Raw genomic sequence first — 26912 nt, forward strand, 5'->3', positions numbered from 1 at the left:
GCTTGGCACGCTATGAGATGTTTGCTGATTTGCTTATTCCTGCTTGTCGTTGCCTGCAGCAACAGCGATTCGCTGGATATTTCCAAGGATGATTCCGACAATTCTGCTACGGGATATGACGAAAATGCAGAATCTACGTCTGGCAAAGAGGATACAAATGAATACTTGGATACAAGTGATTTGCAACCCTTGGAAATTTCTGAAATCCTGACGCACAATCTAGACTGGGTTGACGAATACGGGGAAACCCCAAGTTGGATAGAAATATACAACCCGAACAATTGCCCGTTTTCTTTAAAGAACTTCTATTTGTCGAATGATTCTGCCTTGGAACAAAAGTGGCGGTTCGGCGACATTGTAATCAAGGCCAATTCATATAAAGTTTTTTTCTGTGACAAAAAGAATACTGCGAACCATACCAGTTGGAAATTGAAAGAAAATGGTGGAACAATCTTTCTGCTAGATTCCTTGCTTAATGTAGTCGATTCCGCCTCATACCCAGATCTACCTTCGGGAGTCAGTTTCGGTAAAAACAAAAAAAAGGTTTGGGGGTTCATTTCGGCTCCGTCACCGGAAGCTGTAAATAGGAATTCGACTTGGTACAGAAATCTAAGCGAGGAAGTTTCCGTCGAACCAGATGCGGGCTTTTACTCGGAACCCATAACAATACAACCACCTGCAGTGAATTCTTCGGGGACGGTCCGTTGTACTCAAGACGGGAGTATCCCCGATAGCCTGTCTCCTATTTTTGATGCGCCCATCACTATACGGCAAAACACAATATTGCGTTGTGGTCTTTTTAAGGCGAAAACACTCACAAAGTCGATTATGACAAATTCCTATTTCATCGGCGAAAATACAAAGATGTCGATTGTTTCTATTAGCATCGATCCAAAATTCTTCGAAGAAACCTATTATTACAACAACCATTCTTGCAATAACCCGGATCCCGATGCCGGCTACCTCAAAGACACCGAATATCCAGTTCATGTGGAATACTTTGAAAATGGTGTAGAGTCCAAGGAAAGGGCCTTTGAAATTGATGCCGGTTTAACCATTGGCGGCAACTGCACCCGCTATTTGCCCAAGAAGTCAGTCGATATAAAAATGCGTGAAGACTATCAAGACGGAAGACTCCAGTATGCTCTTTTTGATGTCCGGCCTGAAAAGAACATATTCAAGGCTTTCCGCCTGAGAAACCTCGGAAACCGATACAGTCAAGATTTCTTTGGCGATGCGGCCTTTACAAGCCAACTCGAAGGTACCGGTGTGGACTACCAACGCCATCATCCGGTTCTCGTTTTCTACAACGGTGAATTCTACGGAATCCACTACATTCGCGAAAAGCTCAATAGATACTATATCGAAACGAATTACGGAATAAAGGCAGAAAATGTCACCGTCGTAAAACACATTAACAACAGCTTCGAAGGTGACTCCTCGGGGGAATATGAAAGTCTAATCAGGTGGATTGCAGAATCGGACTTGTCCGATAGCCTGTCGTACAATTCTATACTCCAGCGAATGGATCTCAACAACTTTGCGAATTACATGGCCTTCGAAATTTACAGCCTCAATGACGATTGGCCAACAAATAATGTCCGTGTATGGAAGGCGAAAAATACCCCTTGGAAATTCATGGCTTACGACATGGATTGTGGTTACGACAAGGACTTGCCATCATGGGAAAATAGCGACAAGAATATTTTCAATTGGATTAGGAACAAGTCGACGGAGCGTTCCTTTGCTCAAGTCTATACGAAGCTCATTCAAAACAAGGATTTCAAGAGAAAGTTTATCAACCACTCCGCAATAATGTTCAATAGCTACCTAACCGAGAAAAAAATATCGACTATAATTCAAAAATTGAGAAAAACCATAGAATCCAAGCAAATGGATAGGGACAAGCAGAAGTTCCCTAGAAAATCGTCGAAGGATGGCGACGCCATTATACAGTGGGCTAAGGAACGCGATGTTTCCGTTCGAGAGGATTATAGACAAGAATTCAATCTCGGCAAGGATATTGCCATAACGCTATTTGCGAAAGGACGTGGGAAAATTACCGTAGACGAAATGGAACTGCCTGTTGATTCCCAATCGGATGGCTATGAATGTACTTTTTTTGAGGGAAACGACCTTCTTCTAGAGGCCGTTCCGCAGGGCGGAAGCGTGTTTGCCGGATGGTCCGACGGAAGCTTCGAAAATCCGCGCCTTGTATCACCCGAGGGAGACTCTACTTTTACGGCCATATTCAAATAGTCAAAGCGGTTTGCCCGCACCGCCCGCTGCATCATGGACTAGGAACTTGCTATAGGGAAGATGAAGATGAGAAAACTTGTTGCATTTCAGTTGGCCGTACTTTTTTCGGCGCTTTATTTTGTTGCCTGTAGCAACAGCGATTCGCTAGATATTTCTAGGGATAGTTCCGGCGATTCTGCTTCGGAACCCGATACGTCCGCCGAGAGCAATGATTCCCTGCCTTCTAATGGCGAGTACCTTGTCGATGCCCGCGATGGTCAGAGGTACAGGATGGTAACCATCGGGGGCTATACCTGGATGGCGGAAAACCTGAATTACGAAACGGACAGTAGCACGTGTTTTGACGATCCCGATTTTTGTGAAAAGTTCGGAAGGTCCTACTCCTCTGAAGATGCAAGAAATCCTTCGATATGCCCTGTTGGCTGGCACGTGCCCGACACTAATGATATTGACCGGCTGATGTCGTTCGTGGGTTGGAATAGAGCGTGTAAAGTTCTCAGGTCGGTTGACGGATGGGATGGCGAATCGGGTACCGATGAGTACGGCTTTTCGTTTCTCCCGTCTGGCCTGGGGCAATTATGGACCCGTGAAGGTTATTACATGGACTTTAGTTCTGATGATGACAAGGTGGAACTGTATCGTGGCCGCGACCATGGCCATATACGCTGTCAGAAGGATTACCCTCCAATAGAGAAGACTGCCGTTCCCTGCAAGACAGAAACGGAAGATAACTGCGAGTATGGCACGTTGACAGATGCACGCGATGGACAGGTCTACAAGACCGTAAAAATCGGGAACCAGTGGTGGATGGCAGAAAACCTCAATTATGGGGCAAACTTCAGGAACTGTTGCGATGGTGAAGAATGCTTTAAACACGGTAATCCCTACATGTATCACGTTTGGAGTAATAGCAACGTTGATATCGGCGCTGATTCAGCTTGCCCTGCAGGGTGGCGCTTGCCGAAACGTTCGGATATGGACACCTTGTTCGCTGCGGTGGGCGGCGACTCCGTTGCGGGCTTGGTTCTTGGCTCGAGGAATGCCTTTAGGTCCGGGAAAAAGGCGGGGACGGACGCTTACGGCTTTTCGGCTATCTATATGCTGCAACGATTAAGCGATATGGATAGGGATGATACGCCCTGGTGGATGGAAAATAGCTATACAAGAAGATTTTGGGTGGATCGGGGATCTTTGGAATATTCGGGCTGTTACTTTGATTTGAATGATTCTTCCGCTACAATGGGTTGCTTTATCGACGTTGCAACTCCATACGCGTCTGTACGTTGTATAAGGGATGCTTCTGTGGACGATGGAATGGAAGAAGGCTATTCTACATTGAAGGCTTCTTCTTCGGAGATTCCATGCGAGGGGACGTTTGTCGTGGGTGATTCCCGATGCAGGAACAAGGATGAAGATAACTGTGAATATGATTCGCTGACGGATGCGCGCGACGGCCAGGTCTATAAGACCGTGAAGGTCGGAAGTCAGTGGTGGATGGCGGAAAACCTGAGGCTTAATTCTGACGGCAGCATGTGCTTCAATAATCAGTCAGAGGAATGCGAAAGCAGGGGCAGGTTCTATTTGTGGAGCGCTGCGATGGATAGTGTTGGCCGGTATTCGGACGATGGAAAGGGATGTGGCTACGGTGCTGAATGTTCTCCGACAAAACAGGTGCGGGGCGTTTGTCCTGATGGATGGCATATTCCAAGCAGGAGCGAATGGGCTGTCTTGGATAGCTTCACTCATGATTTGAGGGCTTGGAAATATATGGACACGCTGCATTGGGACAGGTACGGTGAAACCCCGGAAAACCTGAAGTGGGATGAATGGGATACGGATTTTCTTCTCGCTCAGGGAACGATGCTGATGTCTGAAGACGAAGGTGAAAACGGTTTTGGCCTTGATATGCGTGCTGTGGGCTATGGTAAATGGAATGGAAAGAGGATGGATTGGCATGGTGATTATATTATCTTCTGGACTTATTCCGATGAGAAGTCTAAAGGCCCTCGTTTTAGTGAGGAAATCCCCCAGATTGTAGATGTGGGTATTGATGAAGAAAGAAAACCTGAGCTTTTTTTTCAGAAGATGAGCCTTAGCAGTGCGGTTCCAGTCCGCTGCGTCAAGGACTAGGAACTTGCTATAGGGAAGATGAAGATGAGAAAACTTGCTGCATTACAGTTGGCCGTGCTTTTTTCGGCGCTTTACCTTGCCGCCTGTAGCAACAGCGTGTCCGGGAATTCTGATGAATCCGGACCTTCCGGATCTTCAAGCAGTGCGACGATAGAGAGTTCCAGCGAACAGTCTGACGGCATTGTGCCACCATGTAAAACGGAGAGCGAGGATAATTGCGAGTATGGTTCCGTGGTGGATGAGCGCGATGGTCAGGTCTATAAAACGGTGAAAATTGGTGACCAGTGGTGGACTGCCGAGAACCTGAATTACGGAAGTACTGCTAAGAATTGCTGTGAGAGCGATGCTTGCATAAGGCCTGGCCGTGCTTATGATAGCAAAGAAGTCCTGAATGCTTGTCCTGCGGGTTGGCATTTGCCCACAAAAGCTGAGTTCAGGAAATTGATTGCTATGGTGGGTGGAGATTCTGTTGCGGGGCGAGTGCTCGGTTCCAGCAATCTTTACGATTGTGAAAACTGCCCGGCAGGGACCGATGATTATGGTTTTTCTGCCGTTAGGGTGTATGGGGAATATTGGGGTGCTCCCCGACTTGAAAGATCATTCTGGAGTTCTACCGATGTCTCGGATACAGCCTTTGAAAATGATTCTGATGCAGATATGTATAAGAATGCTAGGTATGCTTTTCGTTTGGAAGATACGTTGGCTAGAGTCTCTCTTGTGAGTGAATGGGAGACTCGCATGAAGTTGCATGCTCGTTGCGTCAAGAATACGACTGCGGCTCCTAAAATTTCTCATGGAATAGAACTTCCGTGCAATAGTTTAACTACCGGTACCATTCTGGACCGTTGCAGGAATTCGAAAGAAGACCATTGTGAGTATGGAACACTGACGGACGAACGTGACGGGCAGGTCTACAAGACTGTGAAAATAGGAGACCAGTGGTGGATGGCGGAAAACCTGAATTTCCGTTATCTGCAAAAGACGGAATCGCTGGATTCGAGCAGTTTCTGCCGGAACGATTCGCTTGCGTATTGCGAAAAATACGGAAGGGAGTATTTATGGAGCGCCGCGATGGATAGCGCGGCATTATACTCTACAAATGCGAAAGGATGCGGCCTTGGAACGCCTTGTGCTCCGGAAACTCCGGTTCGGGGAGTATGCCCTGCGGGTTGGCATATCCCGAGCAAAGACGAATGGAACACTCTGTTTTGGGAAACAGAGCCTAATATTTATTATGAGTATTACAATTGGGATGCAAGTGGTGAACACAGTTATAATGGTTATATGCTGATGTCTGAGGAAAGCTGGGGCGATTATGGGCCTAGAGGCACGAATCGGTTTGGGTTTAACGCGTTTTCGGGGGTGTTCTGGAGTTCGACGATAGGCAAATATACGCCTGAATCGATGTGGTATGTGTATGTTTGTACATTGGGGGGTGATGAAGAATACATTGGAGTTGATGATCAATTGGGAGACAGAAGGAACCTCTATCCTGTCCGCTGCATCAAGGACTGAATTTATCCTATAGATCCGTAGCCCTGACATACAGCAGGTTGAACATCCCGTAGCCGGCTTTGTTCCTGTTGCTGTAATAGGTGTCGCGGTATTTTACTTTGTTTGTATCTAGTAGGTATACCCGATATAGATCGCGGGTCAGTTCCTTTTGCGCGTTGTCCCAGCCGGAAATCTGCTTGTAGGGCCACTGCCTGGAATCTTTCCCGATGTAGCCTGCTAGGAAGTCGAGCGCCCTGTAGAATGAACGCCCTTGGATTTCGGTCGCCTTGCGGATGTCGAGCCCGCTGTTTCTTGCGATGGTGTAGAAGTCCAGCATGTGCGATAGGTTGTACCAGGAATAGTGAAACGCGAGTGTACGCTTGAGTTCTTCGGGCTGCCTCCCGTCCTTTTCGACCTGCTTCAGGATATGCCTTTCCGCGAAATGCGCGATGAGCCGTTCTGCCGTTTTGCGGTCGCCGGTGTAGAGGCTGTAGGCCAGCAGTTGCGTGTCGTATGTCGTGCCGTGGTTATTCTTCGCCTTGCTCTCCTCGATTCCCTGCTCGCTCGTGGTGAGCCACTGCACGTATTCGGAGAACCATTTCTTCATTGCGGCGCGGTCGGCGGGCTTGTAGCCCTCATAGGATTCCAGGAGCGTGAGTGCGTCCATCATCTGCACGAAGGAGTATCCGTCCAGGACGCCGAAGGGGTAACCCTTGCCGTGATTGCGCCCGGGAATCATCTGCGCGAAATTCATGTTCGGGTTCATTCTGGTGGAGTCGTCAATAAACCATATACGGACTTGACGGACGGCGTCTTCCGCGAAGGAGGTGTCCCCGCCCAGGAACCAGGCGAGCGTGAGCGTCTGTACGCGACGGCTCATCCTGTCGAGTGATTTGCGGTCGTATTCCTTCAATTCCGGGTTGCTCACGCCGTCACGGGATATATACGGGAGTCCGTCGGGCTTGCTGGAATCCGGCCAGAAGTACCGCGAGAGGCTGGCGTAGTCGTGCTTGTTCCCGCTTGCGGGGACATGCTTCTTGTCCATCACCGAGGCGTATGCCTGCTTCTGCATTTCCCTGGCGTTTTCTTGCAGGCTCTGGAACGCTTGCACATACGGGCTGTCCTTCGCCTTGAGGGATTCCTTTACCTGCAGGAGGTGCGCCCCGTTCCACAGGAACTGCGCGAAGCATGGGGTGGCAAGGAATATGGCCAGGAGCAGTCGGAACATGGTGAGCCTGTTTTAATCCCTAGAAGAACTTCTTTTTGCTTAGGGCCTTGATAAACGTGGATGGAGAAAGGACGAACGCCTGCATCAAGTCCTTCAGGTGTTTCTTTTTTCCGTCGATATGGGCTACGTGAATGATGCTGCGGCACAAATCTACGTTGATTTTTTTTGATTTGATTTTGGGAAAGTTTGCCTTGAGTTCGCGAATGTGGTTGGGCAGGGCTCGTGCTCTCGCTTTTTTAAGATTCTCGTCCCATGTGCATCCGCTTGGTTGCCTGCGGTAGACAGACATCTTTTTGTTGAAACAGCGGATTTTTCCCATGTGGGCGCACTTTTCGCCAAGGAAAATGTCTCCGTTCAAAATGTTCTGTGGATTCTTTATGGGGAAGTCAATGACTTCGCGCCTGTAAACCATGGAAGCTGTCGGTATGACCCAGTTCTCGTATATTTCGGTGGCCGAGTAGTCGCGGTCTTCAAGTTTCGAATAGACAGATTCCATTGGCGGAACGCCGGGTTCGTCCTTGACTTCGGCATCGTGGAATGTCATGGAATAGTCGGGGTGGCTTTCGAGGAACGAGACCTGTGTCTGCAATTTGTGCGGGTCAATCCAGTAGTCGTCTCCTTCGCACATGGCGATATATTTGCGCTTGGAGAGCGAATACATGATTCTCATAAAAGACCCGTCTTTTTTGGACCATTGATTTTCGGTTTCGATATAGGGCTTGATTATCTTGGGATACTTGGCTGCGTACTCCCGGATAATGTCAGCCGTGCCATCGGGGGAGGCGTCGTCATGGACGATAACTTCGAACGGGAAATCGGTTTCCTGGATTAGGAATCCTTCTAGGCATTCTGCGATGAATTTTTCCTGTTTATACGTTGCACAGCGGACGCAAACAAGCGGCTCTGCGTCGGCAGGCCATTTCGCCATGATTTCTTCTTGTTTTCGTAGTTGCATGTGCCTCAAGTTATCTATATGGCTCTGCTACAAAGCGGATTGCGTCGATAAAGCCCTGGAACATGTTCTCGATTTGCATCTCGGTCTCGTAGGTATGGCGTGCGGCTGCGGACATGCGGCTGTGCAGTTCCGTGTCGTTGCATATTTCAAGGATTTTTGACTTGAGTTCCGCTTCCGAATCGACGATGAACCCGTTCTCGCCCTGCTTTAGATAGATGATTTCGGGCGCGTGGATGCGGTTCAGTACCACGACGGGAATGCCCCAGAACATGGCTTGGTTCAGCGCGAGCCCGATGTGGCCCGGCGTGCTGAATACATCGCCAATCTGGTAGATTTCATCGACGTCCTTGCCGTACTTTTCGCCGAGGTAGTAGTAGTGCGGGTTGGAATCGATCATGGCCTGCTGCTGTTCGCTTATCCCGCCGCCGACAACGACGAGTGCGGTATTCGTGCAGTCCTTGAACTGTTCCAGCAGAATGTCGAGCCCCTTGTAGGGGAGGATGCGCGAAATGTAGAGGATGACGCGTTTTTCCTTGATGCCGTAGGCCGCCTTGACTTCGTCGGGCGTACGCAACGCCTTCCGGTCGACATCGGAAAAGTCGAGGGTGTTCTTCGCGATAAACGTCTTTTTCTGGTTCCGCTTGCTCAGGTATTTCAGCTGCGCGGGCGAATAGAGGATAATTGCGCTGCTGATAGTGTGGATGAAGTGGAAGATGGAATTCTTGAGTTTCGCGTCGGGCGTCTTGATATTGATCCCGTGATTCCAGTAAATCATGGGAATCTTTTTCCATCGGCAGTAGAACGTGAGCGGAATGATGATTTTATCCTTTAGGTGCAGGAAGTTGATACACACGTCGGGCTTGATTTCGGCGATGAGCCTGGTGTAGTTCCTGGTACTGAAAGGAGCGTCGTGCCGGATGTAGCGAATGGGGAAGTCGACCTTCTGGAAGTCGTTGCTCGCCACATGGAATTCGTAACCGAGTTCCTTGAACATGTCGAAGAACTTGTTGTAGATGCGGCTGCGGTAGTGCATCACGCGGTTCGAAATCAGGAGAATCTTTTTCATCGTGCCTGTTCCTGGTTACTTCTTGATTCCCATCATCTTGCAGATTTTTTTCTTGACACGCGGGAGGAATGTCTCGATTTTGTTCTGGCGGAGCAGCTTGCGGATGAATTTCTCGTCGTACCCGTATTTTGCCGCCTCTTCCAGGCATCGCATGTAGATGTCGCCCTTGCCGTGCTCCTTGCAGTACTTGAACGGCCATACCATCAGCTTGTCGAAAAAGTCGATGCCGTGTTCCTGCAGGAACCTGTTCTTCTGCCCGAAAACGGAGACGCGGGCGATAAGCCTGTCGTCGGAAATGATTTTCGATACGCTGCCCTGGCGGACGATGTAGTTGTATATCGGTTCCCCGCAGACGGCCATGTTCTTGGCGAAGTACCCGACCAGGTAAGAGAACCTGGTGTCGTTGTGAATCTTTGTCTGCTCGAATCGGATTCCGTTGTCCTCGATGATGGAACGGCGTACCATCTTGCACCAGGGCTCGCCGAAATAGTAGCGCAGCAGCGTTTCGCCTTTTGTGGCATTCTTCTTGTACAGCTTGATGATTTCGTCTACGTGGTTCTTTTGTTTGGCGGGCTTGCCCGTGTCGGCATCGACAAAGTTTGCGTTAAAGTAGACGATATCGTTATCTTGGGTGGCGTACCTGTCGACCAGTTCGATGAAATTCTTGCAGAAGTAGTCGTCTGCGTCCGCGAACATGACGAACTTGCCTTTTGCTTCGGCAAGGCCCCTGTTCCTTGCGGCACCACCGCCAAGGTTTTCCTGGTAGACAACCTGCACGTTAGGAAAATCGATCCCGATATCTTCCAGGGCGGACTTGCTTTCTTCGCTGCTGCCATCGTCAACGACAATTACCTGTATGTCATCCCTCTGCGGAATGCTCCCAAGGCAGCGCCTTAGCAGCGCCGGCAAGTTGTAGTGGGGGATGACTATGGAGTAATTGGTCATGCTTGTCGCTTAGCGGAGACTGTCAAAAAAAGCCTGCAATTTTTGGATGTACGCCTGGTAATCATGCTTGGCTGCATTTTTGTCGTGATTGCTCTTCCGGTCATCCATGCTTAACGGAGTCTCAATGTGCTCGGAGTCTAATTCGCTGTCTAGAGAAAAGACTTTGTAGCCATTGTTTTTGTAGAATGAATACAGGGTCGAACCTTCGTAAAAGAAAACGTTCCTTCCTGTTTTCATCATGTAGGAAATGTTCCCTACGGCTTGCTGACGGAAATGCCCGAAAATTGCGGACTGGCAGGATTTCAATATTTTCGAATATTCTTCGAATGGCATGAAATCCTTTATGAACGTTATTTTGAGGTTTTTGAATTCCTTGCTTCTGTCTATTACGCTCTGAATGTATTTTGGGTCGGTATTTGGATAACTAAACGGAATGAAGACTTCGTATTCCTTGCCGATGGAATTCAATTTATGGAGTATGTCTAGGTGGTTATTTGTCGGGTCGTTGCTGTTGCCGAGTAGAATTCTCCTTGAATAGCGCTCGTCCTTGTTGGGTAATAATACGGTGTCTTCGTTTTCTGTGTTTCTTTCAATGTACCGGAATGGGTAGAGCTCAAAGTGCGGGAATCTCTTCTTTATTTCTGTGAATTCGGAAGGCAGTACGACAGATATGTGGCGTATCTTTTTTATTAATTGATAGTACCTTTTCTGTTTCTTGGAAAGAATTCCGAATTTTCTGAGGACTAGGATCGCTCTGTCCTTTAGCGTTTGTGGACCGACTTTGGCAATGCGCCGAGTCATTGGCTTATATAGAGACAAGTTCAGAATTTTTTGGAAAGGATCTGACCGGTCTGAATAAATGTCATAGCCCCATGAATTCCAAAGAATAGGGAGGCTTAGTTTTAGAAGGTATCTTGGGCTGATGCAAAGAGAATGGATTACGACGTAATCGAAACCATGACTGTTGATGTAGTCCACCATCTCGTCGGATGAATGGAACATAAGGACATTATCGCTTTTTATGTACTTGAAAATATCACCGTTCGACAGCGCACAAAAAGTGGAGTCGACTCCCTCCAGTTCTTTGAATTGGTCAATGGCACAATCGATGAACTTTTCATCAAGACTCAGGTGGGCGACTCTCATAGGCGATAACGAAATGAGCTGTTGTTAATTATTGTATGTAGTCGATTACGTCGGAAATCTCGTAGCTCATCATTCGATAGTCGGTCGACTTCAGAGCGGATGCTATCGTAATCAATGCCGATGCGATAGGTGTCGAAATCCCTTTTTCGGCGGCAAGCTTTTCGAGCATGCACAATTCCATCGGAACATCTTCGTAAATATAACGGGTGTCCAAGCTGGCCGGACCCTTGGGGCCACCGGTTGCAGCATAGTTCTTGAAGACTTGCAGGCTGTCGATAGAAAGGTCTTCCTCGTTACGCCACTTGCATGCGTCTAGGTAATTGATGGCATTCTTTCCGCCGTAGGCTCGGATTACCTGTTTTTTTTCGTCGTCCAGTTGTTCGACTAAGTTCCAGATGGCCGGTGAGAACGATTCGCGGTACATCCAGAATTCTCCCTTGGAATATTCGATTCTGCTAGCGGACATGATGGTGCCGATTGTGTGGACGACCATGTTGGGGTTATGCAAGGTCGATTCGACAATGTTCGTTCTCAGGTACTTGTGCGTGCCGAATAAGGAAGTAACGACGGGCAGATACTTTTCATCTTCTTTGTGGAGGAACGATACAGCGTTGCGGACGTTCTTGAAAAGAATTTCGACTTTCCCAGGGGCGATAATGCGGGCGTCATATGGGGTTGATTCGCCTTCAACGTAAATGATGTGCTTGCCCTTGGTGTGGTTGGCGAATTGAGTCGAACCCATGTTGCCTGGAATCAAGAATACAATCTGGCCTTCTTTCAGGAACGGACCGATCTTTTTTGCAAGTTCGCGGTGCTGTAGACTCTGGGTCAAGATCATGACCGCTTCGGCGCCATCCAAGCCCTTTTCGATGTCACGGGTGATCATGTTGGGCTTGAGAGAAAATTCCCTGTTGTTGTCTGTGGTGTCAAGGCAACTGATTTCGCCAGTTTTCAAAAGCTGTTCGAAGTTGTCGTCGTGCAGACTGTGCGAAGTCTTGATTAGATTGACCTGGTGACCGTTCTGCATCAACTTGATGGACTGTGCGCAACCGGAATTGCCTGCTCCAATGACCGCTACTTTCATTTGTCGTTTCCTCTTAGTTAAACAAGGCTTCGGGGTTGAGTTTTTCCATTAACAGGGATTCTCCGTGTTCGTTGAAAACATCGTATTCCTTATTGATGAAGTTAACGAGTCTTTCGACTTCGGCCCTGTTTTCGGCAACAATTTCGGCAACCATGATAGGCCTGTCGACAGTCCTGTCCTTGCCATAGTGGTAGCCGACATCATGATATTTCTGAATTTCGATACATTCCGGGAGGGCTTCTACCTTGTCCATGCCGACGATTTTGGCCACGGTCTGGTCGGCTCCCTTCAGCAGGTAGTTGCAATCCAGGGCGAACTTCTTGTACCTTGCCGACTCTTCGCTGATGGTTCCGATGTCTTCGACCATCTTGCCAGTCAATGCGAAACGGATAATCATGTCCATGGCGTTGTAGCCTAGGCAGGCCTGTTCGTGGTTGAAATACGAGCCGCCTAGACGGCAACCCATCTCAAAGAATTTCACATTCTTTCCGTCGAAGTACCCTTGCATAAAGAGTACACCGTCCGTAAAGCCTTCGCTCTTGAACATGTTGATTACGGCAGGGTTGATCTTTTCGAGATAGTAATCAACCGCCTTTGACGGAGACATGCTAATTGTGGAGTAATTGATGGCGCTGCCGCGGTCAGAGGCCATAAAACGGTCAAAGATTGACAGCAGCCTAAATTCTCCGCCGACAGCGATATAGTCCAACAGGAATTCCCTTCCGCTGATATAGTCTTCGATAATGGCGTTCCCGCTGGCAGAATAGCTGACCGCGTCGGCGAAGCGTTCTTTTAGTTCCTTTTCGTTGTAGCACACGCCGGCTCCGCGGGATCCGCTGCCGTCGAGCGGCTTCACGAATACGGGATAGGTGATTTTCTGGAGGGTGGTGTCGTCAATCTTGCCGTCCATCAGGTAAGTCTGCGGAACAGGTACACCATACTTGTCGCAGGTGTTCTTGAAGTCAACCTTGTTGGTCGACATGCTCAGCATTTTATCGGTAATGTAGCATGGCAAGCCGAGCTGCTTGCAGACTTCCATATACGGCTTGAGCAATATGTCTACAAAACCGGTAATGACGCCGTCAACTTTTTCTTTCTTGCAGAAATCGACCAGGGCGTCAACGTCAAGTGCGTTAATCAATACAGGTTTGTCGGCCACCTTTTTGGCCGGGGAATCAGGGAGGTAATCGGCGACGATGGTGTACACGCCGGCCGCCTTTGCGTAGCGGACGATATCGCATTCTGTCGTGGTAGCACCGATGATGAGAAGTTTCTTTCCCTTGAGGTCGTTCATAGTCTTGTAGTTCTTAAATAGTGTGTTTTTATGCTTAATTTTAAATATACTTTTTTTCCTGTGAAAACTTTCTTTGACGGGCTCTGGACGCACGTTTTTACAGGATAATGCTTGCTATTCTTTTCATATCTTCATTCCCATAACGTTGGTCGATGGGAATGCAAACCACGTGGTTTGCCAGTTCGTATTCCAAGTCGTTTTGCTTGGCCCATTCAAAGACGTTGGGCCAATAAGTGGCGACGAATACTTGCTGCTCGATAAGCTTTTTCTTGAGGGAGTCGCCGTTGTCCGCCCAATAGGGGTAAACCAGCGGACATTCGAAAGAATCTATGGAAGGAATTTGTAGCCGGTTGGAGGCATTCAAGGCTTTGTGAATGCTCTCGAAATTTTCACGTCTCTTGTGCTTGATGCCGTCAAGATCGACAGAGGCAAAAATGGATTTCGACAGATTGCTCATTTGACAAAGCGGGGCTTCTGTAATGGCCTTGCTCACATCCTTAAAGTCGCTGTATCCTTCAGAGGGGGGCAATTCAATTCGTTTCAAAAGGTGCTTGCAACGGTCAAAGGATTTGTCAATCGGCAATTCGCCTGTGGTGTCGGGAACGGTCGTTACGGCAAGGCCGCCGTCTGGCATGCCCATAAATTTGCGCGGGCTGTAAAACTGGTGCGAACTCGAAACAGACCTGCAATAAAGAGCCTGTGCGTTGTCCAATATGAGCTTTTCGCCATATTGTTTTGCAAGCAGCTTGCTGTATTCGTCCTTGATTCCGTAGTAGTTTGTGTAGAGAATGAATTCGTTTTCGCCAAGTTCCAGGTTGTCGGCGATTTCGAGTTTTTCATTGATGTGGTAAAACTTCCAAGAGACACCGACTCTTTGAATTGGCAACATGACGGCGTCGCAAGTGAAATAGGGTATCCAAAGGCAGTGAATGTTCCCGAGACCTTTCAGAATGTATTCGAGTGCATGGCGGCCACTATTCAGGTAAACCGCATTTTTGTGCAGTTGCTGTCCTTTTGCCGAAGGGAATTCCCATTCAAAATATCCGCCGATTGGTCTCATTGCAAATCCCTATTTAAGCTTGATGTGTACCCACGAATCGGGATTGCTGATGGCCTTGTCGAGTTCCTCGCGGGTATCAAAGCGTAGGAACAGCGTGCCAAGCGAATTGTTTGCGCCCTTGAAAGGTGTAATGTGGTCTCCGGGCTTTACAATCAGGCCCACGTCGCGAACATACTTGCTCTTGAATGCGGGTTCGATTTCGATGGAAACGAGCGTGCCCTCTTCGTAAGAATGCAGGATATAGTTGCACCAGACTCCGTCGTATTGCGGTGTGGTGATGTCGTCCATTGGCATGCCGAGAGCCTTCTTGATCTCGTTGGCGATGAGGCTTTGGCCGGTCGCCATGTCTTGCAATTCGGCGATACGGTTCCCGCCGCCGCGGGGGGAGACTTCCATGATGTAGGCCTTGCCGTCGGAGCACACGCGGCTTTCCACGTTGTAGATGCCGGATTTCACACCGAGTAGCGTGAACAGACGCTGCAGTTGCGCGGTCAGATCGTCCTGAAAACTCTGTTCCATCGATGCTGGCCAGATCTCTATTGCGGGCGTGTATGGATTTGCTGCGTTTTTGTCAAACAGCTGGTCGGAATAGGCTGGGTAGACGAGTTTCCCGTCCACTGTGAAGACGTCTGCGCTGGACTGTGCGCCAACCTTGTCCAAGAAGTCTTCGACGATGAAGTTCTTTGAAATGGAGGCCGAGAGCGCTGTCTCGATGGCGGATCTCAGGTTGGCTTTGTCAACGACCTTCGTGACGCCCTTGCTTCCGGCGGAATCTACGGGTTTTACGATGACGGGCCAGTTGAAATAGTCGGCGTCCTTCAGGGCGTCCTCGATGTCAGTGTAGCCCTTCGCCTTCGGACAGTTGAAACCGTGCTCGGAGAGAAACTTTCGGAACAAGGACTTGTCCTGCAGAATGCAGGCGGCTTCGTAGCTGCACTGGAATGGTAGCCCCATTTTCTCGGCAACGTAGGCTGCAGAGACAACGCCCGGGTCTACTGCGTGCGAGAGGATTCCGTCAATTTTCAGTTCCAGTGCAGCCTTGAGTACGGCATCTTTGTCGATGATGCTTACATTGCAATACTCGTCGGAATACTTGTGCGCAATGTTGTTCGGCAGGTAGTCTGCTGTAATCACATGGACTCCCAGCCTGTGGGCTTCCTCGATTATAGGGAGCAGATAACGGAGCCCGCCCAAAAGCATCAACCTCTTTTGCGGCATTCAGGATTACCTTTTGTTCTTGACGACGTCGATGACTCGGTTCGCACTTTCTTCGTCGAGGCCTGCGAACATGGGCAGGCAGAGCACTTGGTCGGCGAGCTTGTGGGCAACAGGGAGGTTTTTCGGATTGGCGGATTCAAGCCCCTTGTAGGCACTGAATGTGCTGATGAGGGGGTAGAAGTAACGGCGTCCGTAGATGTTGTGTTCTTGCAGTTTCGCGTAGAGTGCGTCGCGGCTCATGCCGTATTCCTTCTCGTCAACGAAAATCGGGAAGTAGGCGTAGTTATGGTGCACGCCCTCGATATCCTGCAGACAGCGTACGCCGGGGATGTCCTTGAGGGCTTCTCGGTACTTTTCGGCGGTTGCCTTTCGCTTCGCAATGGCGCCGTCTACCTGCTTCAGGTTCAACAGACCGTAGGCCGCGCGGATTTCGTCCATCTTGCTGTTGATGCCGGGAGCAACCACGGTCGTTTCTCCGTTAAAACCGAAATTTTTGAGGAAGTCAATTCTTCTTTTGGTTGCAGCATCGTGGCAAACCAGTGCTCCGCCTTCGACGGTGTTGTAGACCTTAGTGGCGTGAAAACTGAGCGTACTCATATCACCGTGGTTTAGGATAGATTCTCCGTTCACCTTGACGCCAAAGGCATGTGCCGCATCATAGATGACCTTAAGTCCGTAAATGTCTGCGATTTCTTGAATTCGTTTTGTATTGCATGGAGTGCCGTAAACATGTACGGGCATGATTGCCGTTGTGTGCGGCGTAATGGCGGCTTCGATTTTTTCAGGATCGATGTTTCCCGTGGATTCCTCGATGTCGACAAAGACGGGCTTGAGGCCATTCCACCAGATGGAATGTGTTGTTGCGACAAAACTGTACGGGGTGGTAATCACTTCACCGGTGATTCTCATGGCCTGCAATGCCGTGATGAGCGGGAGCGTGCCGTTCGTGAACAAACTGATATATTCGACTCCGAGATACTCGGCAAGGGCTTTCTCAAGTTCCTTGTGGTAGTGACCGTTGTTGGTGAGCCATTTGCGGTCCCAAATATCCTTGAGCATCGGGATAAAGTCATCCAAAGAAGGAAGAAGGGGGGACGTGACGGTAATCAGTTTATCTTCCATGACGGAATCCTTTGATGGTGTTAACTAGGTAGTCTAGACATTCGAAATGTAGTATTTTGGCCGTTCCGATGTAGATGACGATGCCTAGCAGAATTTGTAGAATTGCCGAAAAATATAGAGGAATATCAAGGAGGCTGAAAAGGTAAAGGCATCCGGCCATGAAAATAGACAATAGGAATGATGGCAAAATGTCCCTTAGTTGTTCTAGATAGCCGTATTGCATCAGTTTCTTGTTGGGATGTGCATTGATGAATGCGCTGATGAGTGTTCCGAATGCCGCGCCGTACGCAATACCGATGGGCGTCTTGAAGAGGAATAGACTCCCGAGAAGAATGCCTATGCCGACGAATTCCTTGATGATTTCAAGTTTTAGGAATATGTCGCTTCGGCCCATGGCGTTTATTGCGGAAAGGTTCGATGTGTGAATCGGGCGGAATGCATAGATGAAACAGTAAACTTGTACGAAGGGTACGCACGGGAGCCACTTTTCTCCGAGTAGGAAAAGAATAAGGGGCTTGGCGAGAATGGCAAGCCCGGCCATCATCGGAAGAATCAGGAATGACGTCGTGACGATGGAACGCCGCATGAGTTTCTTCATCATGGGACGGTCATCCTGGTATGCAGAAAGCGAAGGCAACATCACGGACTGAATAGAATTGTTGATGTTGTTCACGACCAGGTTCGGAAAATGGTCGCCGCGGTTATAGTAGGCGAGGTCTGCTGGGGTGAATACCTTTCCTATGATGAGCCCGCGCAGGTTTGAATAGCAGGCGTCCAGAAGCGAGGAACAGAGCAGTTTCCAGCCGAAACTGAATAGTGATTTGAGACGTGTTCCCGAAAAATTGAAACTCGGGTGCCAGGGAACGATTACCCACAGGATGACGATGTTTAAAACGCTGATGGAAAGTTGCTGGATGACTATAGCCCAGATTCCAGCCCCATACAAAGCCGCCACGATACCCGCGATGCCCGATGGAATCATGGCCCCGAGGCTCCGGTAAAAGAGGCTTCGGAACATCATGTGCCTAGACACATAGGCGTTCTGGATGGAATTCAGGACTCCTATGGGGATTGTTAGTGCAAGAACCCTTGTCACCGGGACGAGGATTTCTTTTTCGTAAAAATAGGCAATGAGGGGGGCTGCAAAAAAGAATATTGCGTATGCGATGAATGAAACGCCGAGACTTGCCCAAAATACGCTAGTAAAGTCCAAATCGTCGGCATCTTTTTTCTGGATAAGGGCGGTATTCAGGCCGCTCTGGACAAAGATGTTTGCGATGGCGATGAATATTAGGGCTAACGCCACAACACCGAAGTCATCAGGCGCGAGTATCCTTGCGAGGACTATGGATACAACGAACTGGGTGAGCTGAGTCCCCAGTCGTTCGCAGTATTTCCAAAAAAGCGATGTGATTATAGTTCGTTTAGTGGGCAATTAGTATTTCCCGTACTTGTAGCCGTAACCATCGCTGTGGCTGTGTTCGTACTTGTTAATGACGAAACTGGCGTGAACATCGTTGTTGCCCTTGAGCAACTGCTTCATGCCGTCCTTGATGGCGTCAATACTGTGCTTGTTGTATTCGATGACCATGACAATCTGCGATGCGACGCGGCATGCAAGTGCGGCGTCGGTTACGAGCATGATAGGCGGCGTGTCGACAATGATGAGGTCGTACTTCTTTTCCAATTCGTCGATAGTGCTTGTGTAGTGCTTGGAACCGAGCAGTTCGGAAGGGTTGCTCGGGACGTTTCCACAGGGGATGATATCGAGGTTTTCGACTTCGGTGCTGCAAATGACCTCGTCGAGGGTTGCGTTGTGCAATAGGACCTGCGAAAGACCCTTGCCGCGCTTGATGCCGAATTCCTTGTGCAGGCGGCCCTTGCGGAGGTCGGCGTCAATAAGGAGGACCTTCTTGCCAAGGCCGGCGCACAGGGCGGCAAGGTTAACCGAGATAAAGCTCTTGCCCACACCGGGGATAAGTCCGCTTACGCCGATAATCCTGCGCTGTCCGTCTTCCATGCTGAATTCGAGAGAACTGCGGAGGGCGCGCAACGATTCCACTGCCACATCGTCGGGTTCGACAACGGCAAGCGGGCGCGTTCCCTTGGTTCCCTTCGGATTCCCCTTCGGGACTTTCGCGTAGACGCTGAATCCCGTTTCGCGTTCGATGAAGTTCGCGTCGCGGACTCCGCTGCTCAGTTTGCTCTTGATGGAGATTAATGCGAAACCGAACAAGAGCCCGATAAAGAGAGCGGCGGAGATGATTAGAGGTTTCTTGGGTTTTGCGGGGCGCAGGGCAGGTTCTGCAAAGTCGATGATACGGACTGAGCCGACTTCGCCTGCGGATACAAGCTTCAACTGCTGGATGTTGTTGAGCATGGTTGTGTACATGATCTTGCTCATGTCCACTTCGTTTGTGAGCTTCAGGACTTCCTGCTGTGTGGAGGGAAGTTTCTTTGTCTCGTTATAGTTGCTGGCGAGTTCACGCTTCAGCGCGTTTTCCTGTTCCTCGAGAGTCTTAATGGTCGGGTGCTCCGGCTGGAACAGTCGGATGGCGCTCTGCTTCTTCTGCTGCAAATCGAGAAGGTTCTGCTGCAACTTGGTGCGTTTCTCGAGCACGAGGCGCGTTTCCGCATTGATATCGATGGAACCGACGCGGTTCCTGTAGGTGTTGTACTTCAGGAGCGAACTGTCCATCTGGGCCTTTACGTCGGGCAGCTGCTTTTCCAGGAATTCAAGGGTCTTCTGCGCTTCGGCGTTACGCTGTTCCACGTTCTGCCGCAGGTAGGTTGTCGCAATTTCGTTCAGGATGCTTGTTGCACGGTCCGGGTAGATGTCCTGGTAGCTGAATTCCAGGATGCCGGTCTTTTTTCCACGTTCCTTCACTTTGAACTTGCTCTTGAACGAGGCGATGGCGTCGAGCCTTTCCATTTTCTGGAGTTTGAACTTCTGCTTGGGTTCGGCATCCATGTAGAAAACGTTGATCGTGACGGTGTCACCGGCATAGGGAGCCCTGCATGTCTGGCTTACGGTACATTCCAGGAATTTTTTCTTGTTGTGGTCTAGCAGGTAGTAGTGATTGCTGTCGATAACGACGGCATGCCAGGGGCCGGTTTCTTCGTCGGGAGGGAGTTTACTCCAGGGAACCTCGAAGGCGCTGAGTTCCATGCGACCTTCCTGGTGCAGAATCCTGTTGATCTTGCTTATGGGGGTCGCTTCGTATTGCAAGTGCATTTTTTCGACGGCTTCGCCGATAATCTGGCGGCTCATGATGAGCTCGATTTCTGTTTCGGCGGGGCTTGTTGTCGAGAAAAGGTTTCCGAGGCCGGCCATCATCCCGACGTTCTTGCCGTTTTTCGATTCAATCTGTAGCAACGCATCGACCTTGTAGATAGGTCTAATCCACATGGCGACGAATACGCCGATAATTCCGGCTAGGATTAGGCACGGAACCATTATCTGCCAGTTTTTGGCGATGTTCTTTAGAAGATCAAAAAGATCGGTTTCTTCTTTTTTCGATGACGAAGCCATTAGATAATCCTCAATGTTCTAAACACTTCTCCATAAATTAGAAAAAATTGCTAAAATATTTGCAATGAAAAAGTTGATTGCTATTGTCTTTACGGCTGTTTGTGCTTCTTTTGCCTACATTCCGGGCGAATCGGGCTTCGTTTCTCTTGACTATGGGCAGGGCGTCTTCGGGAACCCCGCCGGCCTATCTGCGTTCGATTCGAAAGGGGCCCTGCTTGGCTACCAGTACGATAACGAGATTTCCGTTTTCCGTGCCGGAGTAAACCTCAATCGCGTGGGTGTCGGGTTTGACTACCGTACCGATGGAGAGCACTTCGACGAATCCCGCTGGAACCTCACGTATTCCTTCCCGATGTTCTCGCGTCTGCTATTTTCCGGTACGCGAGCCATGGCGTTCCGTAGCGCCGATTTCCAGGGTACGGAATGGGTGCTTGACCAGGGCTTTATCGTGCGCCCGACTTCGTTCTTCTCGCTTGGGTACATGTGCGAAAACCTGCTCTATTTGGGCCCGCAGTCGCAGGAACGCGTCCATAGCTTTGGTGCGACGCTCCGCCTGGGCAACCTCCTTGCGGTAAGTTACGACTGGGAAGATTTCGAGAAGCATAGGCTGCTCCTGGAAATGGGATTCTATGGGTTCCGTTTTGGTCTCCAGATGCCCCTTTATGGCGAAGATGAATGGCGCCTTACGGTATCCACGTCAATCGGTGGATACAACGATTTTGCTCTTACATTCTTTGACGATTTCCTCCCGAAGCGCGGTGTGTGGGGCTTCCATTCAGCCCGCAATCCGAATGCATCCCGGTTTGCGCGTATCGTACGCGTACCCTTGAATACAGATGTCGTGGAAGTGGCGCAGGGCCTACCGTTCTTCGGAACGAAAAAGATAGGCATTGCCGAAGTGCGTAATTTGTTCGAACACCTGCTGCGCGATCCTGCGGCTGGCCTTGTCATTCTTGACTTCTCGGGGTATAGCGGCGATGTGGGTGTTTCTAGCGAAATCGACCGCATGGTGACGCAGCTTAGGGCGCGTGGCTCGAAGGTTGTCGCCTATATGGACGATATCCGCCCCTCCGTGCTCCTGGCGGCTTCGTCAGTGGACCGTGTTGTAGCCGAGCCTTCTGCTCACTTTGCCTGGCGCGGCCTAGGCGGCAATTCGCTCTACTACAAGGGATTTTTTGACAAGATTGGCGTGAAGGTGGAATTCCTGCGGCATGGTGCGTACAAGTCGGCCGTTGAACCGTATGTTGCCGATTCTATGTCGGTCGAGGCCCGCGAAAATAGGGAAGCCCTATACAAGGACTTGTGGCAGTCTCTGTCGGCCCGTATCGCGCTTCGTGGTGGCGGAAACTCTTACAGGAGGATGCAGCAGCTGGACTCGCTGGCCAAGGAGCCTATTGTCGCCGCGTCGGGTGCGGTGAAGGCGAATCTTGTCGATACGCTCCTCTATATCGATCAGGTTCCCGCCTATGCTCTCAAGACGTTCTTTGACCTGGATGCCCCGCAGGCGCGTTACAGTGACTGGTACCCGACCGATCGCAAGGTGTTTTCTGAAAGCTGGCGCCGCCGTGCGAAAATCGCAGTGCTGAATATTGACGGAACGATTGACTCCGACATGGAACGCTACGCTTCCGAAGCTCTCCGCACGCTTCCCGGAAATGTCGCTGCCGTTATCTTGCGCATTTCCTCTCCGGGTGGTAGCGCCCTTGCTTCCGATAAGATTTGGGGAGCGGTCAAGGCTGTTCGTGGGCGTGAAATTCCCGTGGTTGCAAGTATAGGTAGTATGGGTGCCTCGGGGGCGTACTATATCGCGTGCGGTGCCGACAAGATTATCGCCGAGCCCCACTCCATCGTGGGGAGTATCGGCATTTATGGCGGTAAGATCGATGCTACGGGCCTGCTGAGCAAACTGGGCGTACGTGCTGAACCGGTCAAGAGCCATGAGCATGCCGATGCGCAGACCTTCGCTCGCCCGTGGAGCGAATCCGAGAAGGCGGCTCTCCAGCAGTACATGGATGAGTTCTACGACCGCTTCGTCGGGATTGTCTCGGAACAGACCGGAGTCCCGAAGGCGACTGTCGATTCGGCGTATGGTGGCGGCCGCGTGTTCGTGGGTCAGAAGGCTCTCCAGTATGGACTTGTACAGGGGCTCGGCGGCATTGACCTTGCCATCAAGGAGGCGCGTACGCTTGCCGGTATCGGCGAAGGTCGCGAAATCGAACTTATCTCGCTTGCAACAGGTGATACCCGCCTCGTGACGGAACAGCCACTGCGTACCCTTGCGAATTTCTTTGACGATATCGGGCAGGTGAGCCTGTGGGCCATCGACCCGTTCTTGTGGAATATGGAACCCTGATATGCTCGCAATTGTCCTTACCGTCCTATGTTGCCTCTTCTTCTCGGCGTTCTGCTCCGTGACGGAGGCGTCGTTCTACAGTGTGCCGCCCGCGACGGTGGAGTTCTTGCAGAAGAACAAGAAGTTTACGGCGAAGTACCTCACGCACGTGAAGGATAACATCGATCGTTACATTGCCTCGGTGCTTATCGTGAATACGGTGGCGAATACTGTCGGTGCGTCGCTTGCCACGGCTCTCGCGGTAAAGCGCCTTTCCTCTACGGGAGCGATGGCATTACCGATAATCCTTACCATCCTTATCCTGCTTTTCGGTGAAATTACGCCCAAGACGCTCGGAGTCAAGCAGGCCAAGACGTTTGCCCCGCTGGTCGCCGTGCCGTTCTACTATATCACGAAGATTCTCAGCTGGACCGGCCTTATCTGGCTCTGCCTCACGCTAACCAAGCACTGGACGCACGAGGACGAGGAGAAGAAGGATGTGAGCATCGAGGACATCAACAGCCTCGTGAGTCTCGGCCTCCGCGAGGAGGTTATCGATAGGCAGCAGGCGTCTGTCATCAAGAATATTCTTTCGCTCAAGTCGGTTGCCGCTCGCAAGGTGATGACTCCGCGTCAGGTGGTGTTCAGCCTCCCTGCCGACAAGACTATCGGTGAGACTGTCGACGAACTTGGGAACTGGCCGTTCTCGCGAGTTCCCCTGTATGCCGAAAGCAAGGACCGTTGGATAGGAATCGTGCTCCGTCGCGATGCCTACAACAAGTTGGCGGAAGGGGAACGCGATGTTACGCTCCGCAAGCTCATGCGCCCCCTGCAGCTGATACCCGACAGTGTCATGCTTGACAAGTTGCTTCTCCGCTTTTTGAAACAGCGCGGGCACATGGTCGGCGTTGTTGACGAGTTCGGCGCCATCGCTGGTATCGTGAGCCTTGAGGATGTGCTCGAAGAAATCCTTGGTCGTGAAATTGTCGATGAGTACGACGAGTCCGTAAACTTGCAGGAAACGGCCCGCCGTCGCAGCAAGGCGCTTGCCTTCATGCGCAAGAACTATCCGAAGGAAAGTAGGAAGTAGGGTTGTTGCCTGTTATTGGCACTCGGCTACGTGTACGTTTTTTTGTTTTTTTGAAGATTTTTAGCAAAAATGCTATATCAATTGTGGCAATTATATCAATTGGTAGAATGAAAAACGCCTAAACTATCGACTTTTTTGCAAAAACGGGTTTTTCTACCCTTGTTTATCCTGCCGAATTCATCTATATTTGTTTCGCTTTTCCCTGGGCGCCGAAGCCCGGGAATCTAATTCACCTAGAGGATTTACATGAAGACCATTACGGTAAACCCGAAGTCCGTCACCCGCAAGTGGAAGCTTGTGGATGCCGCCGACAAGCCGATGGGACGCGTTGCAAGCGAAGTTGCTCGCCTCCTCATGGGCAAGCACAAGGCCATCTATTCCCCGAACGTCGACACTGGTGACTTCGTTGTTGTCATCAACGCCGGCAAGGTTGCCGTTACCGGCAACAAGAACCTGAACAAGGAATACTTCCACCACACCGGTCACATCGCCGGCGAACGCTGGATCAACTTTGCCGACCTCATGGCGAAGGACCCGACCGCCCCGCTGACCGCTGCTATCTGGGGTATGCTCCCGCACAGCGCTCTTGGCCACAAGATGGTTAAGAAACTCAAAATCTATGCCGGCGCCGAACATCCGCACGCTGCGCAGAACCCCGAAGTCGTTGACTTCTAATCTTTAGAACGGAGGATACCTCTATCGCTACCGCAAAGAACAAGAAGATCTACCGTGGCACGGGCCGCCGCAAGAACGCCATCGCCGCTGTGATCCTGAAGCCGGGTACCGGCAAGCGCACTATCAATGGTCGTGATTTCAAGGATTACTTCCATTCTGAAGTGCAGAACATGATTGCCAACCTTCCGTTCGCCATCCTCGGCAACGCGGAAGAATGGGACGTCGAAGTCACCGCTCGTGGCGGTGGAATCGCCGGCCAGATGGGCGCTGTCCGTCTTGGCATCTCTCGCGCTCTCGTCGCCAACGACGCCGAAGTGAAGCCCGCCCTCAAGAAGGAAGGTCTCATGACTCGTGACGCTCGTGCCGTTGAACGTAAGAAGTTCGGCCGCAAGAAGGCCCGTAAGCACTTCCAGTTCAGCAAGCGCTAATCTGCGAAACGCTTTACAACGAAAAGCCCCGCCATCGGCGGGGCTTTTCCTATTGACTATTTATCCATGATTTCTGCCGTTTTTTGATAAAAATAGCCGTTTTTTTAGGATACTTTTATACAAAACGAAAGGAGTGTGTGATGGATTTGAAAAAGGCTTCTGACTTTCTGACCATGGCCCTGTGGCTCGTGGGCGGAATTCTTATGCTGTCGACACTTGCCTCTGCGGCGCCGAACCCTAATTTTCATATTTACATTGCCTACGGGCAGTCCAACATGGCGGGCAACGGCGATATCGACCCTTCCGTAGACCAGGCGACCGACCCCAAGAACTTTCTGATGATTGCCTCCCATACGGCAAGTGCAAGTAGCCGTAGCGGTCGCACCACTCAGTCTATAGAGATGGGCAAGTGGTATCCGGCAATCCCCCCGATGTTCCATGCTTTCGAGAACCTCTCCCCGGCCGACTATTTTGGCCGCGCGATGGTCGATTCCCTCCCGGGCGTGACCGTGGGCATTATCCCGGTGGCAATCGGTGCGGTGAGTATCCGCGCTTTTGACAAGGACCAGTACGAGAGTTATTTCAGGGGTGACGGCAAGGACATCATGAGTTGGGGCTGGCCGAGGGATTACGATAACAACCCTCCGGGACGCATCCTGGAACTTGCGAAGAAGGCGCAAGAGGTTGGCGTAATCAAGGGCTTCATTTTCCACCAGGGCGAAAGCGATGGCACCGACGACAACTGGCGCCGCACCGTGTACAAGACCTACAAGGACATTGTGGATGCGCTTGGCCTGGACGAGAACGAAGTCCCGTTTGTGGCGGGGGAACTGCTCCAGGAAGGCAATAACTGCTGTGGTAGCAAGAACGGCGGCATCGCTCAGCTCAAGAACAATTTCAAGAAGTTCGGCTTGGCCTCCTCGAAGGGTCTGCAGGGCAACGGCAAGGACCCGTATCACTTTGGCCGTGCGGGCGTGATTGAACTTGGCCGTCGCTACTGCTCCGAGATGCTCAAGCTTATCGACAAGACGATTGACCCGGATGCTCCTCCTGTAAACCTGGTGGACCCGAGCCAGTCTACGGTTCCTGACGAACCTCCTGAGGAATATGGTCCGTATACCGACCCGATCGAAATCCCGGGCAAGGTGCAGGCAGAAAACTACAACAAGGGTGGTGCGGGCAAGGCTTATTACGACCTGAACAAGGGTAACGAGGGCGGCAAACTCCGCAAGGATGACGTGGACATTTACCAGCCGAACATGGGCATTGTCGTGGGCTACAACCAGAAGGGTGAATGGCTCAAGTACACCGTGAACGTGGCTGCCGATGGCGAATACGAGATTTCTGCCAACGTGGCAAGCGACAATACTACCGGCAGTTTCGTCCTCTATATGGATGACGAACGCATTGGCGATGAAATGGCAAGCGCTGGGCAGGGCTTTGACAACTTCACGGAGGTGAGTGGCGGCAAGGCCATCTTGAAGGCGGGCGAACACGAACTGAAACTTGAAATCACGAACGACTGGATCGATATCGACTACGTGGAATTCAAGGCCGTGGCGAAGGATGATCCTCCAATCAGGATTGCCAATGTCCGCTTTAGCATGACCGAGGCCGAAAGCAACTTTACTTTGTTTGATATGCAAGGCCACCTTGTGACAAACTTCAAGGCTGCCGGCATGGATGCGGCTGTGGATATGGTAAAGCATGGCCTCAAGGGAATCCGTCAGGGCGTGTACCTAGTGCGTGGCCCTGGAAAGTTAGGCATGAAAAAAGTTTCTGTTTTCTAGAAGAATGCCCCCGATAGTTTCGGGGGCTTTTCTTTATTGCGTTGTCATCCCCGCGAAGGCGGGG

General features: G+C 50.6%; 20 protein-coding genes. 8 read left to right on the plus strand and 12 right to left on the minus strand.

Features of this window, described 5'->3' with window-relative positions; genetic code table 11:
• Positions 1-12: 12 nt before the first annotated feature.
• The 3 genes from B7994_RS00860 to B7994_RS00870 all read left to right on the plus strand — a co-directional run bounded on the left by B7994_RS00860 (position 13) and on the right by B7994_RS00870 (position 5904).
• Entirely contained in the window at positions 13-2259 is a 2247-nt protein-coding gene (locus tag B7994_RS00860) for a CotH kinase family protein (RefSeq protein WP_144063693.1), read from the plus strand.
• A 90-nt stretch (positions 2260-2349) separates the two neighbouring features.
• Positions 2350-4389 carry an FISUMP domain-containing protein gene (locus tag B7994_RS00865; RefSeq protein WP_158213035.1) on the plus strand — a complete coding sequence of 680 codons (2040 nt, stop codon included), beginning with the start codon at positions 2350-2352 and terminating at the stop codon, positions 4387-4389.
• Between the two features lie 24 nt (positions 4390-4413).
• On the plus strand, positions 4414-5904 hold the full coding sequence (locus B7994_RS00870; protein WP_158213036.1) for an FISUMP domain-containing protein: 1491 nt from the start codon (positions 4414-4416) through the stop codon (positions 5902-5904).
• Between the two features lie 7 nt (positions 5905-5911).
• Here B7994_RS00870 and B7994_RS00875 read toward each other — a convergent pair whose 3' ends face one another.
• The 12 genes from B7994_RS00875 to B7994_RS00930 all read right to left on the minus strand — a co-directional run bounded on the left by B7994_RS00875 (position 5912) and on the right by B7994_RS00930 (position 20533).
• Positions 5912-7111 (minus strand): alginate lyase family protein, encoded by a 1200-nt coding sequence (locus tag B7994_RS00875; protein WP_088636597.1) that lies wholly within the window; start codon positions 7109-7111, stop codon positions 5912-5914.
• Positions 7112-7130: 19 nt separating this feature from the next.
• Positions 7131-8066, minus strand: a complete 936-nt coding sequence (locus B7994_RS00880; protein ID WP_198957809.1) for a glycosyltransferase — start codon at positions 8064-8066, stop codon at positions 7131-7133.
• A gap of 10 nt (positions 8067-8076) precedes the next feature.
• Entirely contained in the window at positions 8077-9132 is a 1056-nt protein-coding gene (locus B7994_RS00885) for a glycosyltransferase family 4 protein (RefSeq protein WP_088636599.1), read from the minus strand.
• Between the two features lie 15 nt (positions 9133-9147).
• A complete protein-coding gene (locus tag B7994_RS00890) occupies positions 9148-10077 on the minus strand; it encodes a glycosyltransferase (protein WP_088636600.1) in 930 nt (309 codons plus the stop codon).
• A gap of 9 nt (positions 10078-10086) precedes the next feature.
• Positions 10087-11223, minus strand: a complete 1137-nt coding sequence (locus B7994_RS00895; RefSeq protein ID WP_088636601.1) for a TDP-N-acetylfucosamine:lipid II N-acetylfucosaminyltransferase — start codon at positions 11221-11223, stop codon at positions 10087-10089.
• Between the two features lie 28 nt (positions 11224-11251).
• The gene (locus B7994_RS00900; RefSeq protein WP_088636602.1) at positions 11252-12307 is read right to left on the minus strand and encodes an NAD/NADP-dependent octopine/nopaline dehydrogenase family protein; all 1056 of its coding nucleotides are present in this window, start codon (positions 12305-12307) and stop codon (positions 11252-11254) included.
• A gap of 13 nt (positions 12308-12320) precedes the next feature.
• Positions 12321-13601, minus strand: coding sequence for an acetyl-CoA carboxylase biotin carboxylase subunit family protein (locus tag B7994_RS00905; protein WP_088636603.1), 1281 nt, complete (start codon positions 13599-13601; stop codon positions 12321-12323).
• Positions 13602-13698: 97 nt separating this feature from the next.
• Positions 13699-14661 (minus strand): DegT/DnrJ/EryC1/StrS aminotransferase family protein, encoded by a 963-nt coding sequence (locus B7994_RS00910; protein ID WP_088636604.1) that lies wholly within the window; start codon positions 14659-14661, stop codon positions 13699-13701.
• Between the two features lie 9 nt (positions 14662-14670).
• A complete protein-coding gene (locus B7994_RS00915; protein ID WP_088636605.1) occupies positions 14671-15879 on the minus strand; it encodes an ATP-grasp domain-containing protein in 1209 nt (402 codons plus the stop codon).
• Between the two features lie 6 nt (positions 15880-15885).
• A complete protein-coding gene (locus B7994_RS00920; RefSeq protein ID WP_088636606.1) occupies positions 15886-17001 on the minus strand; it encodes a DegT/DnrJ/EryC1/StrS aminotransferase family protein in 1116 nt (371 codons plus the stop codon).
• Positions 16991-18436 (minus strand): lipopolysaccharide biosynthesis protein, encoded by a 1446-nt coding sequence (locus B7994_RS00925; RefSeq protein ID WP_088636607.1) that lies wholly within the window; start codon positions 18434-18436, stop codon positions 16991-16993. Before B7994_RS00925 ends, B7994_RS00920 begins: the two co-directional genes overlap by 11 nt.
• Positions 18437-20533 (minus strand): polysaccharide biosynthesis tyrosine autokinase, encoded by a 2097-nt coding sequence (locus B7994_RS00930; RefSeq protein ID WP_088636608.1) that lies wholly within the window; start codon positions 20531-20533, stop codon positions 18437-18439.
• A gap of 64 nt (positions 20534-20597) precedes the next feature.
• Between B7994_RS00930 and sppA the strand changes: the two genes are divergently transcribed.
• From sppA to B7994_RS00955, 5 genes are all read left to right on the plus strand, one after another.
• Positions 20598-22886 carry a signal peptide peptidase SppA gene (sppA, locus tag B7994_RS00935; RefSeq protein ID WP_088636609.1) on the plus strand — a complete coding sequence of 763 codons (2289 nt, stop codon included), beginning with the start codon at positions 20598-20600 and terminating at the stop codon, positions 22884-22886.
• A gap of 1 nt (position 22887) precedes the next feature.
• Positions 22888-23955, plus strand: a complete 1068-nt coding sequence (locus B7994_RS00940) for a hemolysin family protein (protein ID WP_088636610.1) — start codon at positions 22888-22890, stop codon at positions 23953-23955.
• 246 nt (positions 23956-24201) lie between these two features.
• Entirely contained in the window at positions 24202-24630 is a 429-nt protein-coding gene (rplM, locus tag B7994_RS00945) for a 50S ribosomal protein L13 (protein ID WP_088636611.1), read from the plus strand.
• A gap of 23 nt (positions 24631-24653) precedes the next feature.
• The gene (gene rpsI, locus B7994_RS00950) at positions 24654-25058 is read left to right on the plus strand and encodes a 30S ribosomal protein S9 (protein ID WP_088636612.1); all 405 of its coding nucleotides are present in this window, start codon (positions 24654-24656) and stop codon (positions 25056-25058) included.
• A gap of 140 nt (positions 25059-25198) precedes the next feature.
• Complete coding sequence (locus B7994_RS00955; protein ID WP_088636613.1) at positions 25199-26848, plus strand: sialate O-acetylesterase; 1650 nt, start codon at positions 25199-25201, stop codon at positions 26846-26848.
• Positions 26849-26912 lie beyond the last annotated feature (64 nt).

The sequence above is a fragment of the Fibrobacter sp. UWR2 genome (assembly GCF_002210285.1).
GTDB lineage: Bacteria > Fibrobacterota > Fibrobacteria > Fibrobacterales > Fibrobacteraceae > Fibrobacter.

What these genes read in the sequence shown, in the direction of transcription:
- B7994_RS00910 (WP_088636604.1), bottom strand. Translation starts at nt 14,661, where the DNA reads ATGAGACCAATCGGCGGATATTTTGAATGGGAATTCCCTTCGGCAAAA.
- B7994_RS00915 (WP_088636605.1), bottom strand. Translation starts at nt 15,879, where the DNA reads ATGCCGCAAAAGAGGTTGATGCTTTTGGGCGGGCTCCGTTATCTGCTC.
- B7994_RS00885 (WP_088636599.1), bottom strand. Translation starts at nt 9,132, where the DNA reads ATGAAAAAGATTCTCCTGATTTCGAACCGCGTGATGCACTACCGCAGC.
- B7994_RS00920 (WP_088636606.1), bottom strand. Translation starts at nt 17,001, where the DNA reads ATGGAAGATAAACTGATTACCGTCACGTCCCCCCTTCTTCCTTCTTTG.
- rplM (WP_088636611.1), top strand. Translation starts at nt 24,202, where the DNA reads ATGAAGACCATTACGGTAAACCCGAAGTCCGTCACCCGCAAGTGGAAG.
- sppA (WP_088636609.1), top strand. Translation starts at nt 20,598, where the DNA reads ATGAAAAAGTTGATTGCTATTGTCTTTACGGCTGTTTGTGCTTCTTTT.
- B7994_RS00905 (WP_088636603.1), bottom strand. Translation starts at nt 13,601, where the DNA reads ATGAACGACCTCAAGGGAAAGAAACTTCTCATCATCGGTGCTACCACG.
- B7994_RS00875 (WP_088636597.1), bottom strand. Translation starts at nt 7,111, where the DNA reads ATGTTCCGACTGCTCCTGGCCATATTCCTTGCCACCCCATGCTTCGCG.
- B7994_RS00860 (WP_144063693.1), top strand. Translation starts at nt 13, where the DNA reads ATGAGATGTTTGCTGATTTGCTTATTCCTGCTTGTCGTTGCCTGCAGC.
- B7994_RS00880 (WP_198957809.1), bottom strand. Translation starts at nt 8,066, where the DNA reads ATGCAACTACGAAAACAAGAAGAAATCATGGCGAAATGGCCTGCCGAC.
- B7994_RS00890 (WP_088636600.1), bottom strand. Translation starts at nt 10,077, where the DNA reads ATGACCAATTACTCCATAGTCATCCCCCACTACAACTTGCCGGCGCTG.
- B7994_RS00940 (WP_088636610.1), top strand. Translation starts at nt 22,888, where the DNA reads ATGCTCGCAATTGTCCTTACCGTCCTATGTTGCCTCTTCTTCTCGGCG.
- B7994_RS00900 (WP_088636602.1), bottom strand. Translation starts at nt 12,307, where the DNA reads ATGAAAGTAGCGGTCATTGGAGCAGGCAATTCCGGTTGCGCACAGTCC.
- B7994_RS00930 (WP_088636608.1), bottom strand. Translation starts at nt 20,533, where the DNA reads ATGGCTTCGTCATCGAAAAAAGAAGAAACCGATCTTTTTGATCTTCTA.
- B7994_RS00895 (WP_088636601.1), bottom strand. Translation starts at nt 11,223, where the DNA reads ATGAGAGTCGCCCACCTGAGTCTTGATGAAAAGTTCATCGATTGTGCC.
- B7994_RS00870 (WP_158213036.1), top strand. Translation starts at nt 4,414, where the DNA reads ATGAGAAAACTTGCTGCATTACAGTTGGCCGTGCTTTTTTCGGCGCTT.
- B7994_RS00955 (WP_088636613.1), top strand. Translation starts at nt 25,199, where the DNA reads ATGGATTTGAAAAAGGCTTCTGACTTTCTGACCATGGCCCTGTGGCTC.